This is a genomic window from Cupriavidus sp. FW306-1B-F12B (assembly GCF_058781795.1).
Genome location: NZ_JBYSXC010000030.1, coordinates 1 through 16,479, shown reverse-complemented (window position 1 = coordinate 16,479; position 16,479 = coordinate 1). Strand labels below are relative to the sequence as shown.

Sequence of the window (16,479 nt, the reverse complement as noted above, 5' to 3'; positions counted from 1 at the left end):
ATTGCGGCTTGCGGTTTACAACTGCTTCGGCGGCTAACAATGAAAAATGCCGTTCAGTCTTAACTGAACGGCATTACGCCCTTCAGGGCGCTTTTTTTGTTGTCGCGTACCGCCCGCTACAGCGCGCAGGTGCGAAAGCCAATGAAGGACAGATCATCCTCCGGCAAGCGCGCCCACCTTGCCCGCACGTGGCGCAGCCGCGCGGGGCTGGCGAACGACACACCGCGCACCGCCTGGTGCGAGCCGAAGCGCCCCACCACCTCGCTGTCTGACGGCGCGGCGGCAAACCCGGCGTACGGCTCATAGGGCGTGGCAGTCCACTCACGCAGCGCCCCCCACTGCAGGCCGCGGTTCTGCGTCGCGGCAAGCTCCCATTCCGATTCCGCCGGCAGGCGCCGCCCCGCCCACACGCACCACGCCTGCGCCTCGTACAGCGTGACATGGCGCACCGCCTCATCCGGATTGAGCGTGCGCAGCGTGCCGAAGCGCTCCACCATCCAGGCGCGCGATTCCGGATGGCGCGACCAGTAGCGCGGCGCCGAGCGTTCCTGCGTCATCAGCCACTGGCGCCCCGCTGCCGACCACCACGCCGGGTGCTCGTAGCCGCCGTCCTCGACGAACTCTAGGAACTGCGCGTTGCTGACCGGCGCCATGTCCATTTCAAACGCGGGCACGTAGGTGGGTTGCGGCGGCAGCTCATCGGGCCAGGCAAAGCCGTCGGGATCGCTCCAGCCGAGCGTGAAGCGGCCGCCCGGGAAATGCAGGGTGCCGCCATGCCCCGCAGGCTGCACCGGACCGGCCCCGATGGCCTCCGCGGGCGCCATGCCCAGCGCCTGCAACAGCGCGGCCACGCCTTCGCCCTGGGCATCTTCATGCAGCAGCGCGCGGCGGTACGGGTACAGGGTCAGGTCGCTGTCGTCGGCCAGCAGCGCAATCCGGCGCAGCACGCCGTCGAGCACGTCGGCGGCGTAGCGCTTGACCACCGCGACGTCGGGCAGCGTGACCTCCCAGCGCTCGTCGGGGCCGATGCGGTCCGGGTCGAACCACTCGTCGGCGCCGTCCAGCAGCGACGGCTCGGACGCCACCGGCACCGGCACGCCGCCGCGGTCCACCTGGCGCACGCCGCGCAGGCACCACCACTCCGCATGCCAGGCCACGTGCCCGAGCGTCCACAACGGCGGATCGGCATCGTACTGATGCGGCACGTCCCAGGCGCGGCGCGTCTGCCCGAACGGTGCCAGCCACGCCAGCGTACGGTTGCGCGCATCGACCAGCGCCTGCGCCAGCCCTTCGCGCGGCAGCCGGCGCGGGTCGGACCAGGCCGCCTTGCCGCCGGTGAAGTGGAGATCGGGAAGCATGGGGAAGCCGCTCATCGGGAAAGTCCGTGCAGGGGAGTGAACAGTGGACAGGCAGTGACCGAAGCAGGCAACTGCTGGCCTGGCGCTCGCACGCCAGGCCGGCCGCGGCCATTATGACACTACCTGCCATCCCTGCCGGATGGCGCCCGCGCGGGCGGATCAGCCGCGCGCGTGGAACACGGCGAACCAGCCGCTCGGGTCGGTCCAGTACACCGGGTCGTCAAACCCGGCGGCTTCCAGCAAGAGCGTGAAGTCCTCCGGGCGGTACTTGTAGGAGTCCTCGGTATGGATCCGTTCGCCGGCGGCAAATTCGCGCGCGCCGCCCTGCCACTGCACGCGCACGTCGCGGCACGCCTGCAGGTGCATCTGGATGCGCGAGGCCGCGCGGTCGAAGCTCGCCACATGGCGCCAGTCGTCCAGCGAGAAATCCGTGCCGACGATGCGGTTCACGTTGCGCAGCACGTTGCGGTTGAACGCGGCGGTCACGCCCAGCGCATCGTCATAGGCAGACACCAGCGTGGCTTCATCCTTGTGCAGGTCGACCCCGATCAGCACGCCGTCGCCGCGCCCGGCCGCGCCGCGCATGCGCTGCAGCAATGCCAGGGCCTCGACCGGGGCGAAATTGCCGATGCTCGAGCCCGGATAGAAGAACAGCCGCCTGCCGCGCCTGACGTTGGCGGGCAGATCGAACGGCGCACACAGGTCGGCGCCCAGGCCCAGCATCGGAATGTCGGGATGCTGTTGCTGCAGCGACGACAGCGTCGCGCGCAGGAACTCTATGGAGATATCCAGCGCCACGTACTGTGCCGGGCGCAGGGTGCCAAAGAGCCTGGCAGCCTTTTCGCAATTGCCCGCACCCAGGTCCACCAGCACGCAGCCGCTGCCGGCACGCGCGGCAATGGCGGGCGCCGCGCTGGCAAAGATCGCGGCCTCGGTGCGGGTCGGGTAGTACTCTGGCAGGTCGGTGATGGCTTCGAACAGGCGCGAGCCCAGCACGTCGTAGAAGAACTTGGGGCTGATGACGGCCTGCCTGGCACGCAGCCCGGCCAGCACCTGCTCGCGCAGCGCGCCGCTGTCCTCGCGGTACTGCTGCACGAACTCCGGCTGGGGCGGCTGCCGGTGCGCGCGGCCATTGGCCAGCGCGACCAGGGCGGGCGGTGCGGGCGGTGCGGCCGCATGGCCGTTGTGGTGGTTCAGGGGTGGGAGAGGTGTCTGCGGGGCTTTTTTCTGGAAGGGGGTATTCGGCGGATTCGGGACAGCCGGCATGTCGTTTCCTTGTGTGGTCGCGAATGGTCACTGCTTCACTGCGTATTCCCCAAGGCCGCGCTGTGCATGTCGTGCGCGCCGGTCTCCGCAACGCCTCCCTGTGCCGTCCGGGACGCATCGGGCGAAGCCGAACTTAAAGGATAGGCCCATCCGGCGGATCGCGCACCGCCCGATCGCCGGATGGGCCGCACGCAGCACATCAAAAACCTTGAGTCAGTATCTTTCCTAATGGGGCATATCCCTTGCAGTTCGTTTATAATCCCGCCCAGCGCGGCCCCGAAACGGGTCGTGTCCCTCAAAGGGGAGTAGCTCCGGGGCCCATGCCCTTAGCACAATCGTCATTCCGGGACCCTTGTCCCCGGTTGTGCTGACTACCGGCGTGCATACCGCGCCAGTGGTCGAGCAAGACCTTTGCAACCTGGACTTCATGGTTTGCAAAGGCGCCCCCACGCTCCCGTGCTACGTGAATCCAGGCGAACCCGATACGCGCACTTGCGCTGATTTGTACCCTGAGGAGAGTTCATGGAGTGGTTTACCGATCTGTTCACGATGCAGTTCCTGACGGCACTGCTGTCCATCGTCGTCATTGACCTGGTGCTGGCTGGCGACAATGCCATCGTGATCGCCCTGGCGGCGCGCAACCTGCCCGCCCACCTACAGAAAAAGGCCATCATCTGGGGTACCGTCGGTGCCGTGGTGGTGCGCTCGGCCATGACGATCGGCGTGGTCTGGCTGCTGAAGATTCCGGGGCTGATGCTGATCGGCGGCCTGGCGCTGGTGTGGATTGCCTACAAGCTGCTGTCCGACGAAGGCGACGGCGAGGGGCACGGTTCGGGCGCCTCGACCCTGTGGGGCGCAATGAAGACCATCATCATCGCCGACGCGGTGATGGGCGTGGACAACGTGCTGGCCGTGGCCGGCGCCGCGCACGGCAGCTTCCTGCTGGTGGTGCTGGGACTGCTGATCAGCATCCCGATCGTGGTGTGGGGCTCGAGCCTGGTGCTCAAGCTGATGAGCCGCTTCCCGATCATCATCTACCTGGGCGCGGGCGTGCTGGCGTTCACGGCAGTCAAGATGATCGTGCACGAGCCGATGATCAAGGCGTTCTTCGAAGCCAACCCGGTGGTCAACTGGGGCCTGTACGTGCTGATCGTCGGCGGCGTGCTGGGCGCCGGCTACCTGGTGCAGAAGCGCCGCGTGCAGCAACCGGCCGGCAGCCACTAAGGCGGCAAGCCGTGCCAGGCATGGCCGGGGCACCCGCCCCGGCCATGCCGCTGAAGGGCCATCCTGAGGGATGGCCCTTTTGCTTTAAAATGCCAGCTTTGCGGGACCAGTGCCCGCGTCACTCCCGATCCCGCCCCGCGCCGATGAAACAGTACCTCGACTTCATGCGCCATGTGTACGAGCATGGCACCGACAAGGCCGACCGCACCGGCACCGGCACGCGCTCGGTGTTCGGCTACCAGATGCGCTTCGACCTGCGCGCAGGCTTCCCGGTGGTGACCACCAAGAAGCTGCACCTGAAGTCGATCATCTATGAACTGCTGTGGTTCCTGCAGGGCTCGACCAACGTGCGCTGGCTGCAGGAGCACGGCGTCACCATCTGGGACGAGTGGGCCGACGAGAACGGCGAACTGGGCCCGGTCTACGGCTCGCAATGGCGCTCGTGGCCGGCGCCGGACGGCCGCCATATCGACCAGATCACCGAGCTGGTGGCGCAGATTCGCGCCAACCCGGATTCGCGCCGCCTGATCGTATCGGCCTGGAACGTGGCCGACATCCCGCGCATGAAGCTGCCGCCCTGCCACGCGTTCTTCCAGTTCTACGTGGCCGATGGCCGGCTGTCGTGCCAGCTCTACCAGCGCAGCGCCGATATCTTCCTGGGCGTGCCGTTCAATATCGCCAGCTATGCGCTGCTGACCCATATGATGGCGCAGCAGACCGGGCTGGAAGTGGGCGACTTCGTCTGGACCGGCGGCGACTGCCACCTGTACAACAACCATTTCGAGCAGGTGCAGACCCAGTTGGCGCGCGAGCCGCTGGCGCTGCCGCAACTGAAGATCCTGCGCAAGCCCGACAGCATCTTCGACTACCGCTACGAAGACTTCGAACTGGCCGGCTACCAGTCGCACGCCGCCATCAAGGCACCGGTGGCCGTATGACGCTGCTGACACTGGTGGTCGCCCGCGCCCGCAACAACACCATCGGCCGCGACAACGCGCTGCCTTGGCGCCTGCCGGAAGACCTGGCGCACTTCAAGCGCACCACCATGGGCGCGCCGGTGATCATGGGCCGCAAGACCTGGGATTCAATCGGCCGCCCGCTGCCGGGGCGCCGCAATATCGTGGTCAGCCGCAACCCGGACCTTCGCATCGAGGGTGCCGAGGTGGCGGCCTCGCTGGAAGACGCCCAGCGCCTGTGCGTGGGCGCGGAGCAGATCTTCCTGATCGGCGGCGCGCAGCTCTACGCCGAGGCCATGCCGTGCGCGGACCGGCTGGTGGTGACCGAGATCGACGCGGATGTGGAAGGCGATGCCTTCTTCCCGGCGATCGACCGCACCCAATGGGTGGAGACCGCGCGCGAGACGCATCATTCGGAGGCCAATGGCTTCGACTATGCCTTCGTCACGTACGAGCGGCCGCCGTCGGACGAGTCGTAAGCCGTTGCGCGGGCAATAAAAAAGCAGGCCGTCCGGCCTGCTTTTTCTTTGGGCGGCGCGCGCCGCTCAGGTGCCGGCAATCGTCATCTGCTCAAGCAGGATCGAGCCCGTTTCCTTGGTGCCGCGCACCAGCGCATCCGCGCCGATAGCGACGATCTGCTGGAACATCTCGGCCATATTGCCGGCGATGGTGATTTCCTCCACCGGGTACTGGATCACGCCATTCTCGACCCAGTAGCCCGAGGCGCCGCGCGAATAGTCGCCGGTCACGTAGTTGACGCCCTGCCCCATCAGCTCGGTCACCAGCAGGCCGGTGCCGAGCTTGCGCAGCATCGCCGGGAAATCGTCGCCGGGCTCGGTCAGCGAGCTGGTCAGTGTCAGGTTGTGCGAGCCGCCGGCGTTGCCGGTGGTCTGCATGCCGAGCTTGCGCGCGGAATAGGTCGACAGGAAATAGCCCTGCACCACGCCGTCGCGGACCACGTCGCGGGCACGGGTGCGCACGCCTTCCTCGTCGAACGGGGCGCTGCCCATGGCGCCGGGGGTGTGCGGCTGCTCATGGATCTGGATATGCGGCGCAAACACGGCCTGGCCCAGCGAATCGCACAGGAACGTGGATTTGCGGTACAGCGCGCCGCCCGACACCGCCTGCACGAAGGCGCCCAGCAGCCCCGCGGCCAGCGGCGCCTCGAACAGCACCGGGCAGCGGCGCGTGGACAGCTGGCGCGCCTGCAGCCGCGCCAGCGCGCGCTCGGCGGCGTAGCGGCCGATGTCCTCGGGCGCGGCCAGCGCCAGCGGCGAGCGCTTGGACGAGTACCAGTCATCGCGCTGCATGCCGCTGCCGCTGCCGGCGATCGGCGCGCACGAGATGAAATGGCGCGAATACGGGTAGCCGCCCGAGAAGCCGCGCGTGGTCGCCAGCACGAACTGCGAATGCTGCGCCGACACGCTGGCGCCGTCGCTGTTGCGGATGCGCGGCGACACCGCGAAGGCGGCGGCCTCGGCGCGGGTGGCAATGTCGATGGCGCGCTCGGCGTCCAGCGCCCACGGGTGGAACAGTTCCAGGTCCTGCGGCGCGCGTTCCAGCAGTTCTTCCTCGGCCAGGCCGGCGCAATCGTCCTCGGCCGTGAAGCGGGCGATGTTGTAGGCGGCCTCGGCGGTGGCGCGCAGCGCGGCCGCCGAGAAGTCCGAGGTGCTGGCATTGCCGCGGCGCTTGCCGATCATGACCGTGACCCCGACCACCTTGTCGCGGTTCTGCTCGATGGTTTCCACCTGCCCCTTGCGTACCGATACCGACAGGCCGCTGCCTTCGGAGATCTCGGTGGCGGCGTCGGTCGCCCCAAGTTCGCGTGCAACGCGCAGCACATCGGCGGCCATCTCGCTGAGCTGGGCCTGGGTGTAGGTGAAGTGCGCGGTCTGTTCTGCGATCTGGTCCATGCTGGGCGGGTGTCATCAAAAGTCCAAGCGGCAATCATAGCAAGATAAAATGCCGGGCATGACGCGAAATTCCCGTAATCCGAATGGCTCGCGCTTTCCCGGAGGCTTTGCGCCCGAACCGGAAGACGACGAACCGAAAAGCAAGTCGCAGCGCAAGCGCGACATGACCGCCCTGCAGGATCTTGGCGCCGAGCTCGAAGCCCTGGCCAAGGACCGCCTGGCGCGCGTGCCCATGCCCGAAGCGCTGGCCGACGCCATCCACCAGGCCCGCCGCATCAACAGCCACGAGGGCAAGCGCCGCCAGATGCAGTTCGTGGGCAAGATCATGCGCGGCCTCGAGGACGAAGAGGTCGAGGTGATCCGGCAAGCGCTGGAGGGCTTCAAGGGCACCAGCAAGGCCGAAACCGCCCGCATGCACCTGATCGAGCGCTGGCGCGAGCTGCTGCTGGCCGACGACGCGGCGCTGACGCGCTTCCTCGCCGAGCACCCCGGCATCGACGTGCAGGCGCTGCGCAACACCATCCGCAACGCGCGCAAGGAAAAGGAGCAAGGCAAGCCGCCGCGCTATTTCCGCGAGCTGTTCCAGGCCATCAAGACGGCGCTGGACGCGAAGGATGGCAACGCCGGCGCCGCCGCGGACCAACCCCCTACCCCGGAGCCCGAGGCATGACCCAGACCACGCAGCCGGTAGTCCGCAACCATCCCGATGAACTCGTTGTCGGCTTCGTTTCGATCTCGGACCGCGCCTCGGCCGGCACCTACCAGGACGAAGGCATCCCGGCGCTGCGCGAGTGGTTCGGGCGCACGCTGACCACGCCCTGGCAGGCGGTGGAGCGGCTGATCCCGGACGAGCAGGCGCAGATCTCGCGCACCCTGATCGACCTGGTCGACGTGGCCGGCTGCGACCTGGTGCTGACCACCGGCGGCACCGGCCCGGCGCGCCGCGACGTGACGCCCGAGGCCACGCTGGCCGTGGGCACCAAGGAAATGCCCGGCTTCGGCGAGCAGATGCGCCAGGTCAGCCTGCATTTCGTGCCGACCGCGATCCTGTCGCGCCAGGTGGCGGTGATCCGCGAGACCGCCAGCCGCGCCGCGCTGATCGTCAACCTGCCCGGCCAGCCGCGCGCCATCCGCGAGACCCTGGAGGGCCTGCGCGATGCCGATGGCAAGGCCGTGGTGCAAGGGATCTTTGCTGCGGTGCCGTATTGCATCGACCTGATCGGCGGCCCCTACATGGAAACCGACGAAGCCATCGTCAAGGCCTGGCGCCCGAAGAACGCCGTGCGGGCCAAGCCCGCGGCGTAAACGCCAATCCCCGCAGGCGCCCGCCTGCGGGCTCCCCTCCCCGCGCCTCAGCGCAAGCCCAGGTACAACCCCACCGGCACGAACACCACCGCGGCGATATTGCCCAGCAGCACGATCGACGCCACCTGGTCCGGCTCCTGCCGGAAATGGTCCGCCACCAGGAAGTTCAGCACTGCCGGCGGCAGCGCGGCAAACACAAAGAGCAGGCCACGCTGCAATTCGGTCAGCGGCACCCACTGCGCCAGCAGCAGCGCCACCGCGATTCCCGTCAGCGGGCAGGCCGCGGCGCCGACCAGGCCCATGCCCCAGTTGCGCAGGCTGACGTCCTTCATGCGCACGCCCAGTGCAAACAGCATCAGCGGCACGGTGGCGTCGCCCAGCAGCTTGACCGACTGGTAGACCGGGTCCGGCAGCGTGAACCATGGCCGCGCCAGCGCCAGCGCCACGCCCGCCACGGTGGCCAGCACCATGGGGTTGCGCGCGATCTGCGCCATCGACGCATGGCGGTTGACGATCTTCATGCCGATGGTGAAGTGCATCAGGTTCGATGCCGCGAACAGCGCCACCGCCGGCGCCAACCCAGCCGGACCGAAGGCAAATACCGACAGCGGCAGGCCCATATTGCCGCAGTTGTTGAACATCATCGGCGGCACGAAGGTGCGCGGATCGGCCTTCAGCAGCCGCGCCAGCGCCCACGCCAGCACGCCCGAGCCCAGCACCACCGCCACCGCGCAGCCCAGCAGCACCAGCTGGTCGGCCAGCACGAAATCCTTGCTGACGAAGGCCGACACCACCAGCAGCGGCGCGATCACGTCCAGCGTGGCGCGGTTGATGCCGGCCATGTCCGGATGGGCCTTGCGCCCGTACAGCCACCCGACCAGGATGATCAGGATGACCGGCGTGATGATGGAGACGATGCGCTCAAGCATGGGCAGGCGGGCGGGACGCGCCCCGGCGGCGGCCGCCCCGTGCGGACGGCCCGTCGCTTGCAGTGGGTTGTTGTTCCGGGAGCAGCCGGCCCCGCTTATTGCGCGGGCGTGTCGGCGGCCGGCGCGTCCGCTGCCGGTGCGGCGCCCGGCGCGGTGTGACGGATAAAGTGCGTGCGGTAGTAGCGCAGTTCTTCGACCGATTCCAGGATGTCGGCCAGCGCCGTATGCAGCTGGCGCTTGATAAAGCCCTTGTGGATGGCCGGCTCCCAGCGCTTGCACAGCTCCTTCAGCGTGGACACGTCCAGGTTGCGGTAGTGGAAGAACGCCTCCAGCTTGGGCATGTAGCGCGCCATGAAGCGGCGGTCCTGGCAGATCGAGTTGCCGCACATCGGCGACTTGTTGGCCGGCACCCAGCGCTTGAGGAAGGCCAGCAGCTCGGCCTCGGCCTGCTCTTCAGTCAGGGTCGATGCCTTGACCTTGTCGATCAGGCCCGAGCGGCCGTGGGTGCCCTTGTTCCAGTTGTCCATGCCATCGAGCACGGCGTCGCTCTGGTGGATCACCAGCACCGGGCCTTCGGCCAGGATATTGAGTTCGGAGTCGGTAACGACGATCGCGATTTCGATGATGCGATCGGTATCCGGCTGCAGGCCGGTCATTTCCATGTCCAGCCAGATCAGGTTGTTTTCGCTTTTGACGGATTTGGCGGTGGCTTGGCTTGTCATCGGGACTGCGGAAGATAGGGATTTCAGGGAAGCGGCCGCGGCGGGGGCGGGCGCGAACAATTTATAATTCTCGCATATCCGTCCGGAATGGCCGTTTGCGCACCAGCGCCGGGGCGTTTTCCGGATATCCCGGACCACCGCCTGCCCCACCCCGGGGCCCGGCGGTCCCAACGGACGCCCGCCGCGCACAATGCGGGGCGCCCGCACCCACAACAAGGCTCTTGCCGATGTTCACGATTGTCTTTCTCGCCGCCCTGGTGCTGATGGTGCTGACCAGGCTCTGGCTGGCCGCCCGCCAGGTCCGGCATGTGGCGCAGCACCGCAATGCGGTGCCGCCGCGCTTTGCCGACACCATCAGCCTGGCCTCGCACCAGAAGGCCGCGGACTACACCATCGCCCGCACCCGGCTGTCGATGCTCGAGGTGCTGGCCGGGGCCGCGGTGCTGATCGGCTTCACCATGCTGGGCGGGCTGCAGTGGCTCAACCAGTCCTGGCTGGACACTTTCGGCCCGGGCTATGCCTATGGCGTGGCGCTGGTGGCCAGCGTGGCGCTGATCGGCGGGCTGGTCGACCTGCCGTTCTCGCTGTACGGCCAGTTCGGCATCGAGCAGCGCTTCGGCTTCAACAAGATGACGTTCGGCCTGTGGCTGGCCGACATGGCCAAGATGCTGGTGGTGGCCTGCGCGCTGGGCCTGCCGCTGCTGCTGGCGGTGCTGTGGCTGATGGAGCGCGCCGGCTCGCTGTGGTGGGTCTGGACCTGGCTGGTGTGGATGGCCTTCAACCTGTTCCTGCTGGTGGTGTTCCCGACCTTTATCGCGCCGCTGTTCAACAAGTTCGAGCCGCTCACCGACGAATCGCTGCGCCAGCGCATCGAGGCCCTGATGAAGCGCTGCGGCTTTGCCAGCAAGGGCCTGTTCGTGATGGACGGCAGCAAGCGCAGCGCCCACGGCAATGCGTATTTCACCGGCTTCGGCGCGGCCAAGCGCATTGTCTTCTTCGATACGCTGCTGGAGCGCCTGACGGGCGACGAGATCGAGGCGGTGCTGGCACATGAGCTGGGCCACTTCAAGCGGCGCCATGTGGCCAAGCGCATCGTCGTCACCTTTGCGCTGAGCCTGGTATTCCTGGCGCTGCTGGGCTGGCTGGCCACGCGCAGCTGGTTCTACACCGGGCTGGGCGTGGTGCCCAACCTGGGCGTGTCCAACAACGCGCTGGCGCTGGTGCTGTTCTTCCTGGCGCTGCCGGTGTTCACCTTCCTGCTGGGGCCGCTGTCGAGCCTGTCGTCGCGCCGCCATGAGTTCGAGGCCGACGCCTTTGCCGCCGACCAGACCGATGCCGGCAACCTGGTGTCGGCACTGGTGAAGCTGTACAAGGACAACGCCTCGACGCTGACGCCCGATCCGCTCTACAGCGCCTTCTACTACTCGCATCCGCCCGCCGCGCAGCGGATCGACCGCCTGCTGGCGCACGCATGAGCCGCGCCACGCGTCACCGCAACGCCGGCGGCGGCAGCCATGCCGGCACGGCCACCGAATCCGCGCTGATCATCGCCGCCCATGGCCGCCACTACGTGGTCGAGCTGGGCGACGGCACGCGCATGCATGCCTTCCCGCGCGGCAAGAAGAGCGACTGCGCGGTGGGCGACCATGTCAGCGTGGAACGCGCCGCCGCCGACCAGTGCGTGATCACCGCGGCCTCGCCGCGCAAGAACCTGCTGCACCGCTCCGACCAGTTCAAGTCGAAGCTGCTGGCCGCCAATATCGACCAGGTCGTGATCGTGCTGGCAACCGAGCCGGGCTTCTCCGAAGACCTGCTCGGCCGCGCGCTGGTGTCGGCCGAGGCCATGGAGATCCGGCCGCTGATCGTGCTCAACAAGACCGACCTGCCCGACCGGCTGGAGGAAGCGCGAGGGCGCCTGGCGCTGTACCGCAGGCTGGGCTACGACACGCTGGAGCTGTCGGTGCGCGCCGACCCGGCGCAGGCGCTGGCCGCGCTCAAGCCGCGCCTGGCGGGGCTGGCCAGCATCCTGATCGGGCAATCTGGCATGGGCAAGTCGTCGCTGCTGAACCTGCTGATCCCGGGCGTGGATGCGCAGACCCGCGAGATCTCGGCCAAGCTCGACTCCGGCAAGCACACCACCACCTTCACGCGGCTCTATCACCTGCCGGCCGAATGGGGCACCGTGGACGGCCATCAGGGTGCGCTGATCGATTCGCCGGGCTTCCAGGAATTCGGCCTGTACCACCTGAGCGAGGGCATGCTGGAGCGCGCCTTCCCGGAGTTCCGGCCGCTGCTGACCGCGTGCCGTTTCTACAACTGCCACCATGTCAACGAGCCCGGCTGCGGCGTGCTGGCCGCGGTCGCCTCGGGAGCGATCTCCGAGCGCCGCCACCAGCTCTACATGCAGTTGCTGCACGAATCCAACCAGCAGAAGCCGTGGTAAGGTAAGCGCACCTGGGTTACCCGGTGCGCTGCGATGAAACTGCTGCTGTCCGCCACTTCCCTCGTCCATGCGGCCCATTGCCGGAACGTCCTGCGGGCGGCCGGCATCCGGGCGGAATTGCGCAATACCTGGCTGGCCGGCGCGACCGGCGAGATCCCGTTCCGGGAGAGTGCGCCACAGGTGTGGCTGGTCGATGACGAGATGGAAGCGCAGGCGTGGGCGGCGCTCAATGCCGCCGCCAACCCGGCGCCGGGGCCGAGCTGGCAATGCCGCCACTGCCTGGAATGGCACGAGGCCCAGTTCGGGGCCTGCTGGCGTTGCGGCGCGGCCCGCGACTAGCGCGCCGCCCCCCTTTTAACGCTGGTCAGCCGACCCAGAGCGCCAGCGACAGCATCGCCAGCAGCAGCATCCACAGCACCACCGCGCGCCATACCAGGCCCACGGCCGACTGCAGCGTGCGCACGCCGGGCTCGGTGCCGAATTCGGGCGGCACCGGTTCCGGGCCGCCGTTTTCCTCTTCCATGCCGGGCGCATAGTCCACGGCCGGGCCGGCCACGCTGGCGCGCAGCACCACGGTGGAATCATCCTCGGCCAGCGGCGTGCCCAGGCGCACGCCCAGCGCCCCGCCCCCGCTGGCAAGCAGGATGCCGTTGACGGCATCGTTCCACTTGCGCGCATGGTTGCGCCAGGCGTAGACCGCGTCCTCGAAGTTGCCGACGATGGCAAATCCGATCGCCGTCAGCCGCGACGGAATCCAGTCCAGCAAATAGAAGGCGCGCGCCGCAAAGCGGCCCAGCGCGGGGCTGCGCTCGGCCGAGGGCTGGTTCCAGTGGCGGCTCAGGTATTCGGCGGTGCGGTACAGCACCACCCCGCCGGGGCCGACCGGCACCAGGAACCAGAAGAACACGCCGAACACATGCCGGTGCACGGCGATGATTGCCGCTTCCAGCGTGTGCCGCACGATCTCGGAGACCGGCATCTCGACGGTGTCCAGGCCGGTCCATTCGTGCAGCAGCGTGCGCGCGGTATGGACGTCGTCGCGGTTGAGGGCCTCGTGGATGTCGGTGAAGTAGTGGCTGAACTGGCGAAAGCCAAGCGTCATGTACAGCACCAGCACATTCCAGGCGAGCGTCAGCGCCACGCTGATCGAGGCCAGCAGGTAGTGCACCATGATCACCGCCAGGGTCAGCGGCAGGACCACGGTCAGCCAGGCCAGCGCGGCATCGCGCGGCCGGCCGGTGTCGAAGGCATGTTCCGCGCGGTCGCCGAGTGCGCGCACGATCTCGTGGATCGGGTTGTTGCGGCCCAGGGCGCGGAATTGTTCAGCGATCAGCGCCAGGAGAATGGAAACAAAGGTCATCTTGGTACGGGGTGTTCCAAGGGCACGCCTGGCCCTTCCGGGCTTGCCGGCGATGTGTCGGCGCAGGCGCAATGCATAGCGAGAAGATAGCACAGCGCTACCTGCCGGGGCCCGGCGCGCCGCGCAAAAAGCAAAAGCCCGCCGTCAGGCGGGCTTTTGCATGCGGCAATGGACGATGCTCAGGGCAGGTCGAACACCAGTACTTCGGCGCCATCGCCGCCGGACAGCGCGACCTCGCCCTCGGCTTCCAGCCTCGCCGCGTCGCCGGCTTCAAGCGCCTTGCCGTTGACCGTCACCCGGCCGCGCGCCACGTGGATATAGGCGCGGCGGCCCGGCGCAAGCGCCAGCGTGGCAGCCTCGTCGCCATCGAACAGGCCAACGTACAGGCGCACGTCCTGGTGCACCACCACCGAGCCCTCGGCACCATCGGCGCTGGCCACCAGGCGCAGCTTGCCGCGCTTGTCGGCTGCGTCGAAGTGCTTTTCCTCGTAGCCAGGCTCGATGCCGTTCTCGGCCGGCATGATCCAGATCTGCAGGAAGTGGGTGGTGTCGTGCGCGGCGTGGTTGTACTCCGAATGGCGCACGCCGGTGCCGGCGCTCATGCGCTGCACATCGCCCGGGCGGATCACGCTGCCGTTGCCGATGCTGTCCTTGTGGGCCAGTTCGCCCTCAAGCACGTAGCTGATGATCTCCATGTCGCGGTGGCCGTGCGTGCCAAAGCCCATGCCCGGCGCGACGCGGTCCTCGTTGATCACTCGCAGCGGCCCAAACTGCACATGTTGCGGGTCATAGTAGTCGGCGAACGAGAACGAATGAAAGGACTTCAGCCAGCCATGATCGGCGTAACCACGCTCTGCAGACTTTCTGATTTCAATCATTTTGATGGCCCTCCTTGAGCCTGTTTGCCCGCAAGCACTGGCTTGGTAACCGTGTCGCGGCATACGTTTTCGCTTTTGATGCTAGGAAGTTTAGGGCTTGAGGCGTATATTTACGGGGATCGACTTAGAAGCAGTCATTCAGAATTTCTGAACATGGCCCTCTCGCTAGAATCCCTCGAAGTCCTGGACGCCATCGAACGCAAGGGCAGCTTTGCCGCCGCCGCCCACGAGATGGGCAAGGTCCCTTCCGCGCTGACCTACGTGGTGCGCAAGCTGGAAGAAGACCTGGACGTACTGCTGTTCGACCGGCGCCGCCACCGCGCCGAGCTGACGCCGGCCGGACGCGCCCTGCTCGATGAGGGCCGCCACCTGCTGCATGCCGCCGATGACCTGGCACGGCGCGTCAAGCGCCTGGCTACCGGCTGGGAGGCTACCCTCACCATCGTGGTCGACGACCTGATCAACTTCCGCGCGCTGCTGCCGGTGATCCACGACTTCTACGCCGAGAACACCGCCACCCGGCTGCGCTTTTCCAAGGAAGTGCTGGGCGGCGCCTGGGATGCGCTGGTCAACAACCGCGCCGACCTGGTGATCGGCGGCGCTTACGATGCGCCCAGCACGCAGGGCTTCCAGATCCGGCCGCTGGGCTCGATGCCGTTCGTGTTCGCGGTGGCCGCGCACCATCCGCTGGCCACCGAGGAAGGCCCGCTCACCACCATCCAGATCGCCAGGCACCGCATCGTCGCGGTGGGCGACACCTCGCGCAACCTGCCGGCGCGCACCCATGGCGTGCTGGCCGGGCAAGACGTGCTGGTGGTGCCCACCATGCGCGACAAGCTCGAAGCACAGATCCGCGGGCTGGGCTGCGGCTGGCTGCCGGCGCCGATGGCGCAACCCCATATCGAAAGCGGCGTGCTGCAGGCGCGCGAGACCGTCGAGGTGCGCGCGCCCGGCAACTTCAAGGTAGCCTGGCGCACCAGCAACCGCGGCAAGGCGCTGCAGTGGTGGGCCAGCAAGCTGGAAGACCCGCGCCTGGCGCAGGCACTGCTGCAGCAACCCGACTTCGCCGGCTGAGGGCAGGCCTCATGGCAGTGACAGCAACGACGGCAGCACCGACGGTTGCCGCGGCCGGCTATCGCGGCCGCTTTGCCCCCTCGCCCACCGGGCCGCTGCATATGGGCTCGCTGGTCACCGCGCTGGCGAGCTGGCTGGACGCGCGCGCGCACGGCGGCCAGTGGCTGGTGCGCATCGAGGACATCGACATGCCGCGCTGCATGCGCGGCGCGGACGAAGACATCCTGCTCACGCTGGAACGCCTGGGCATGGCGCCGGACGAGCCGCCGGTATGGCAGAGCCGGCGTGAACCGTTCTATGCCGATGCGCTGCGCCGCCTCGACGCCGCCGGGCAGCTCTACCCGTGCGGCTGTTCGCGCAAAGAGATCGCCGATTCGCTGGTACACGTGCGCGAGCGGCACCAGACCCTGGGCTATCCCGGCACCTGCCGCCACGGCCTGAACGGCAAGCTGCCGCGCGCCTGGCGCGTGCGCGTGCCGGACGGCCCGGCCGCCACCGTCTGCTTCGACGACCGCTGGCAGGGCCGCCTGTGCCAGGACCTGGAAACCGAGCTGGGCGACTTCGTGCTGCGCCGCGCGGACGGGCTGTGGGCGTATCAACTGGCGGTAGTGGTGGATGACGGCCTGCAGGGCATCACGCATATCGTGCGCGGCGCCGACCTGCTCGACTCCACGCCGCGCCAGATCCACCTGCAGCGCCTGCTGGGCCTGCCCACGCCGGCCTACCTGCACGTGCCAGTGGTGGTCAACGAAACCGGCGAGAAGCTGAGCAAGCAAAGCGGTGCGCAGGCAATCGACACCACCGCACCGCTGGACGCGCTGCGCGAGGCCGGCACCCACCTGGGGCTGTCGAACCACGCGGACAATGTGAAGGACTGGCTTGCGCGCGCCACCGACGGGTGGCGCCAATTGCTGGCCGACCTGCCGCAACCCCCGCACGGATAGCGCCCCCCCAAAAGCAAATGGCCCGCGCAGTGAACTGCACCCCAAAAGTTGGACGTTGATCCAATCTTTGGGGTGTTTTTCATGACGAAGTACGACGAGGCATTCAA

General features: G+C 67.8%; 17 protein-coding genes. 10 read left to right on the top strand and 7 right to left on the bottom strand.

Annotated elements, in window-relative coordinates; all coding sequences use genetic code 11:
- Positions 1-116: 116 nt before the first annotated feature.
- Positions 117-1,373 (bottom strand): SUMF1/EgtB/PvdO family nonheme iron enzyme, encoded by a 1,257-nt coding sequence (locus AC3WLE_RS30065; protein WP_492357534.1) that lies wholly within the window; start codon positions 1,371-1,373, stop codon positions 117-119.
- 144 nt (positions 1,374-1,517) lie between these two features.
- Complete coding sequence (egtD, locus tag AC3WLE_RS30060) at positions 1,518-2,624, bottom strand: L-histidine N(alpha)-methyltransferase (RefSeq protein ID WP_492318693.1); 1,107 nt, start codon at positions 2,622-2,624, stop codon at positions 1,518-1,520.
- A gap of 522 nt (positions 2,625-3,146) precedes the next feature.
- On the opposite strand from egtD, the gene AC3WLE_RS30055 reads away from it, so the two are divergent.
- The 3 genes from AC3WLE_RS30055 (at position 3,147) to AC3WLE_RS30045 (ending at position 5,283) form a co-directional block, all read left to right on the top strand.
- Positions 3,147-3,848: a TerC family protein gene (locus AC3WLE_RS30055; protein ID WP_010813608.1), complete on the top strand. Its 702-nt coding sequence runs from the start codon at positions 3,147-3,149 to the stop codon at positions 3,846-3,848.
- A 143-nt stretch (positions 3,849-3,991) separates the two neighbouring features.
- Positions 3,992-4,786 (top strand): thymidylate synthase, encoded by a 795-nt coding sequence (locus AC3WLE_RS30050; protein WP_492318694.1) that lies wholly within the window; start codon positions 3,992-3,994, stop codon positions 4,784-4,786.
- Complete coding sequence (locus AC3WLE_RS30045; protein ID WP_492318695.1) at positions 4,783-5,283, top strand: dihydrofolate reductase; 501 nt, start codon at positions 4,783-4,785, stop codon at positions 5,281-5,283. Before AC3WLE_RS30050 ends, AC3WLE_RS30045 begins: the two co-directional genes overlap by 4 nt.
- A gap of 66 nt (positions 5,284-5,349) precedes the next feature.
- Here the strand turns inward: AC3WLE_RS30045 and pmbA are convergent, their stop codons facing one another.
- Positions 5,350-6,717 carry a metalloprotease PmbA gene (pmbA, locus tag AC3WLE_RS30040; protein ID WP_492318696.1) on the bottom strand — a complete coding sequence of 456 codons (1,368 nt, stop codon included), beginning with the start codon at positions 6,715-6,717 and terminating at the stop codon, positions 5,350-5,352.
- A 58-nt stretch (positions 6,718-6,775) separates the two neighbouring features.
- Here pmbA and yjgA point away from each other — a divergent pair, with 58 nt between their 5' ends.
- Together yjgA and mog are read left to right on the top strand one after the other, a co-directional pair.
- Positions 6,776-7,387, top strand: a complete 612-nt coding sequence (gene yjgA / locus AC3WLE_RS30035) for a ribosome biogenesis factor YjgA (RefSeq protein ID WP_492351566.1) — start codon at positions 6,776-6,778, stop codon at positions 7,385-7,387.
- Positions 7,384-8,022, top strand: a complete 639-nt coding sequence (gene mog / locus AC3WLE_RS30030; protein WP_051591363.1) for a molybdopterin adenylyltransferase — start codon at positions 7,384-7,386, stop codon at positions 8,020-8,022. Before yjgA ends, mog begins: the two co-directional genes overlap by 4 nt.
- 47 nt (positions 8,023-8,069) lie before the next feature.
- Here the strand turns inward: mog and AC3WLE_RS30025 are convergent, their stop codons facing one another.
- Together AC3WLE_RS30025 and orn are read right to left on the bottom strand one after the other, a co-directional pair.
- The gene (locus tag AC3WLE_RS30025) at positions 8,070-8,951 is read right to left on the bottom strand and encodes an AEC family transporter (protein WP_010813614.1); all 882 of its coding nucleotides are present in this window, start codon (positions 8,949-8,951) and stop codon (positions 8,070-8,072) included.
- A gap of 95 nt (positions 8,952-9,046) precedes the next feature.
- On the bottom strand, positions 9,047-9,673 hold the full coding sequence (orn, locus tag AC3WLE_RS30020; RefSeq protein ID WP_492318698.1) for an oligoribonuclease: 627 nt from the start codon (positions 9,671-9,673) through the stop codon (positions 9,047-9,049).
- A gap of 227 nt (positions 9,674-9,900) precedes the next feature.
- Between orn and AC3WLE_RS30015 the strand changes: the two genes are divergently transcribed.
- From AC3WLE_RS30015 to AC3WLE_RS30005, 3 genes are read left to right on the top strand one after another with little or no spacing between them, the layout of a single operon-like run.
- Positions 9,901-11,148: a M48 family metallopeptidase gene (locus tag AC3WLE_RS30015; RefSeq protein ID WP_492357535.1), complete on the top strand. Its 1,248-nt coding sequence runs from the start codon at positions 9,901-9,903 to the stop codon at positions 11,146-11,148.
- On the top strand, positions 11,145-12,116 hold the full coding sequence (gene rsgA, locus AC3WLE_RS30010) for a ribosome small subunit-dependent GTPase A (RefSeq protein ID WP_492357536.1): 972 nt from the start codon (positions 11,145-11,147) through the stop codon (positions 12,114-12,116). Before AC3WLE_RS30015 ends, rsgA begins: the two co-directional genes overlap by 4 nt.
- Before the next feature lie 33 nt (positions 12,117-12,149).
- A complete protein-coding gene (locus AC3WLE_RS30005; protein WP_316150879.1) occupies positions 12,150-12,455 on the top strand; it encodes a putative signal transducing protein in 306 nt (101 codons plus the stop codon).
- Positions 12,456-12,480: 25 nt separating this feature from the next.
- Here the strand turns inward: AC3WLE_RS30005 and AC3WLE_RS30000 are convergent, their stop codons facing one another.
- Together AC3WLE_RS30000 and AC3WLE_RS29995 are read right to left on the bottom strand one after the other, a co-directional pair.
- Positions 12,481-13,476, bottom strand: coding sequence for a CobD/CbiB family protein (locus AC3WLE_RS30000; protein WP_492318701.1), 996 nt, complete (start codon positions 13,474-13,476; stop codon positions 12,481-12,483).
- Between the two features lie 179 nt (positions 13,477-13,655).
- Positions 13,656-14,354 carry a pirin family protein gene (locus AC3WLE_RS29995; protein WP_492357537.1) on the bottom strand — a complete coding sequence of 233 codons (699 nt, stop codon included), beginning with the start codon at positions 14,352-14,354 and terminating at the stop codon, positions 13,656-13,658.
- Positions 14,355-14,507: 153 nt separating this feature from the next.
- Between AC3WLE_RS29995 and AC3WLE_RS29990 the strand changes: the two genes are divergently transcribed.
- Positions 14,508-15,428, top strand: coding sequence for a LysR family transcriptional regulator (locus tag AC3WLE_RS29990; protein WP_010813621.1), 921 nt, complete (start codon positions 14,508-14,510; stop codon positions 15,426-15,428).
- An 11-nt stretch (positions 15,429-15,439) separates the two neighbouring features.
- Complete coding sequence (gene gluQRS / locus AC3WLE_RS29985; RefSeq protein ID WP_492357538.1) at positions 15,440-16,372, top strand: tRNA glutamyl-Q(34) synthetase GluQRS; 933 nt, start codon at positions 15,440-15,442, stop codon at positions 16,370-16,372.
- The last annotated feature ends 107 nt before the right edge of the window (positions 16,373-16,479 follow it).

Excerpts from the sequence above, each read along its gene's own strand:
- AC3WLE_RS30065 (WP_492357534.1), bottom strand. The coding sequence starts at position 1,373 with ATGAGCGGCTTCCCCATGCTTCCCGATCTCCACTTCACCGGCGGCAAG.
- egtD (WP_492318693.1), bottom strand. The coding sequence starts at position 2,624 with ATGCCGGCTGTCCCGAATCCGCCGAATACCCCCTTCCAGAAAAAAGCC.
- AC3WLE_RS30055 (WP_010813608.1), top strand. The coding sequence starts at position 3,147 with ATGGAGTGGTTTACCGATCTGTTCACGATGCAGTTCCTGACGGCACTG.
- AC3WLE_RS30050 (WP_492318694.1), top strand. The coding sequence starts at position 3,992 with ATGAAACAGTACCTCGACTTCATGCGCCATGTGTACGAGCATGGCACC.
- AC3WLE_RS30045 (WP_492318695.1), top strand. The coding sequence starts at position 4,783 with ATGACGCTGCTGACACTGGTGGTCGCCCGCGCCCGCAACAACACCATC.
- pmbA (WP_492318696.1), bottom strand. The coding sequence starts at position 6,717 with ATGGACCAGATCGCAGAACAGACCGCGCACTTCACCTACACCCAGGCC.
- yjgA (WP_492351566.1), top strand. The coding sequence starts at position 6,776 with ATGACGCGAAATTCCCGTAATCCGAATGGCTCGCGCTTTCCCGGAGGC.
- mog (WP_051591363.1), top strand. The coding sequence starts at position 7,384 with ATGACCCAGACCACGCAGCCGGTAGTCCGCAACCATCCCGATGAACTC.
- AC3WLE_RS30025 (WP_010813614.1), bottom strand. The coding sequence starts at position 8,951 with ATGCTTGAGCGCATCGTCTCCATCATCACGCCGGTCATCCTGATCATC.
- orn (WP_492318698.1), bottom strand. The coding sequence starts at position 9,673 with ATGACAAGCCAAGCCACCGCCAAATCCGTCAAAAGCGAAAACAACCTG.
- AC3WLE_RS30015 (WP_492357535.1), top strand. The coding sequence starts at position 9,901 with ATGTTCACGATTGTCTTTCTCGCCGCCCTGGTGCTGATGGTGCTGACC.
- rsgA (WP_492357536.1), top strand. The coding sequence starts at position 11,145 with ATGAGCCGCGCCACGCGTCACCGCAACGCCGGCGGCGGCAGCCATGCC.
- AC3WLE_RS30005 (WP_316150879.1), top strand. The coding sequence starts at position 12,150 with ATGAAACTGCTGCTGTCCGCCACTTCCCTCGTCCATGCGGCCCATTGC.
- AC3WLE_RS30000 (WP_492318701.1), bottom strand. The coding sequence starts at position 13,476 with ATGACCTTTGTTTCCATTCTCCTGGCGCTGATCGCTGAACAATTCCGC.
- AC3WLE_RS29995 (WP_492357537.1), bottom strand. The coding sequence starts at position 14,354 with ATGATTGAAATCAGAAAGTCTGCAGAGCGTGGTTACGCCGATCATGGC.
- AC3WLE_RS29990 (WP_010813621.1), top strand. The coding sequence starts at position 14,508 with ATGGCCCTCTCGCTAGAATCCCTCGAAGTCCTGGACGCCATCGAACGC.
- gluQRS (WP_492357538.1), top strand. The coding sequence starts at position 15,440 with ATGGCAGTGACAGCAACGACGGCAGCACCGACGGTTGCCGCGGCCGGC.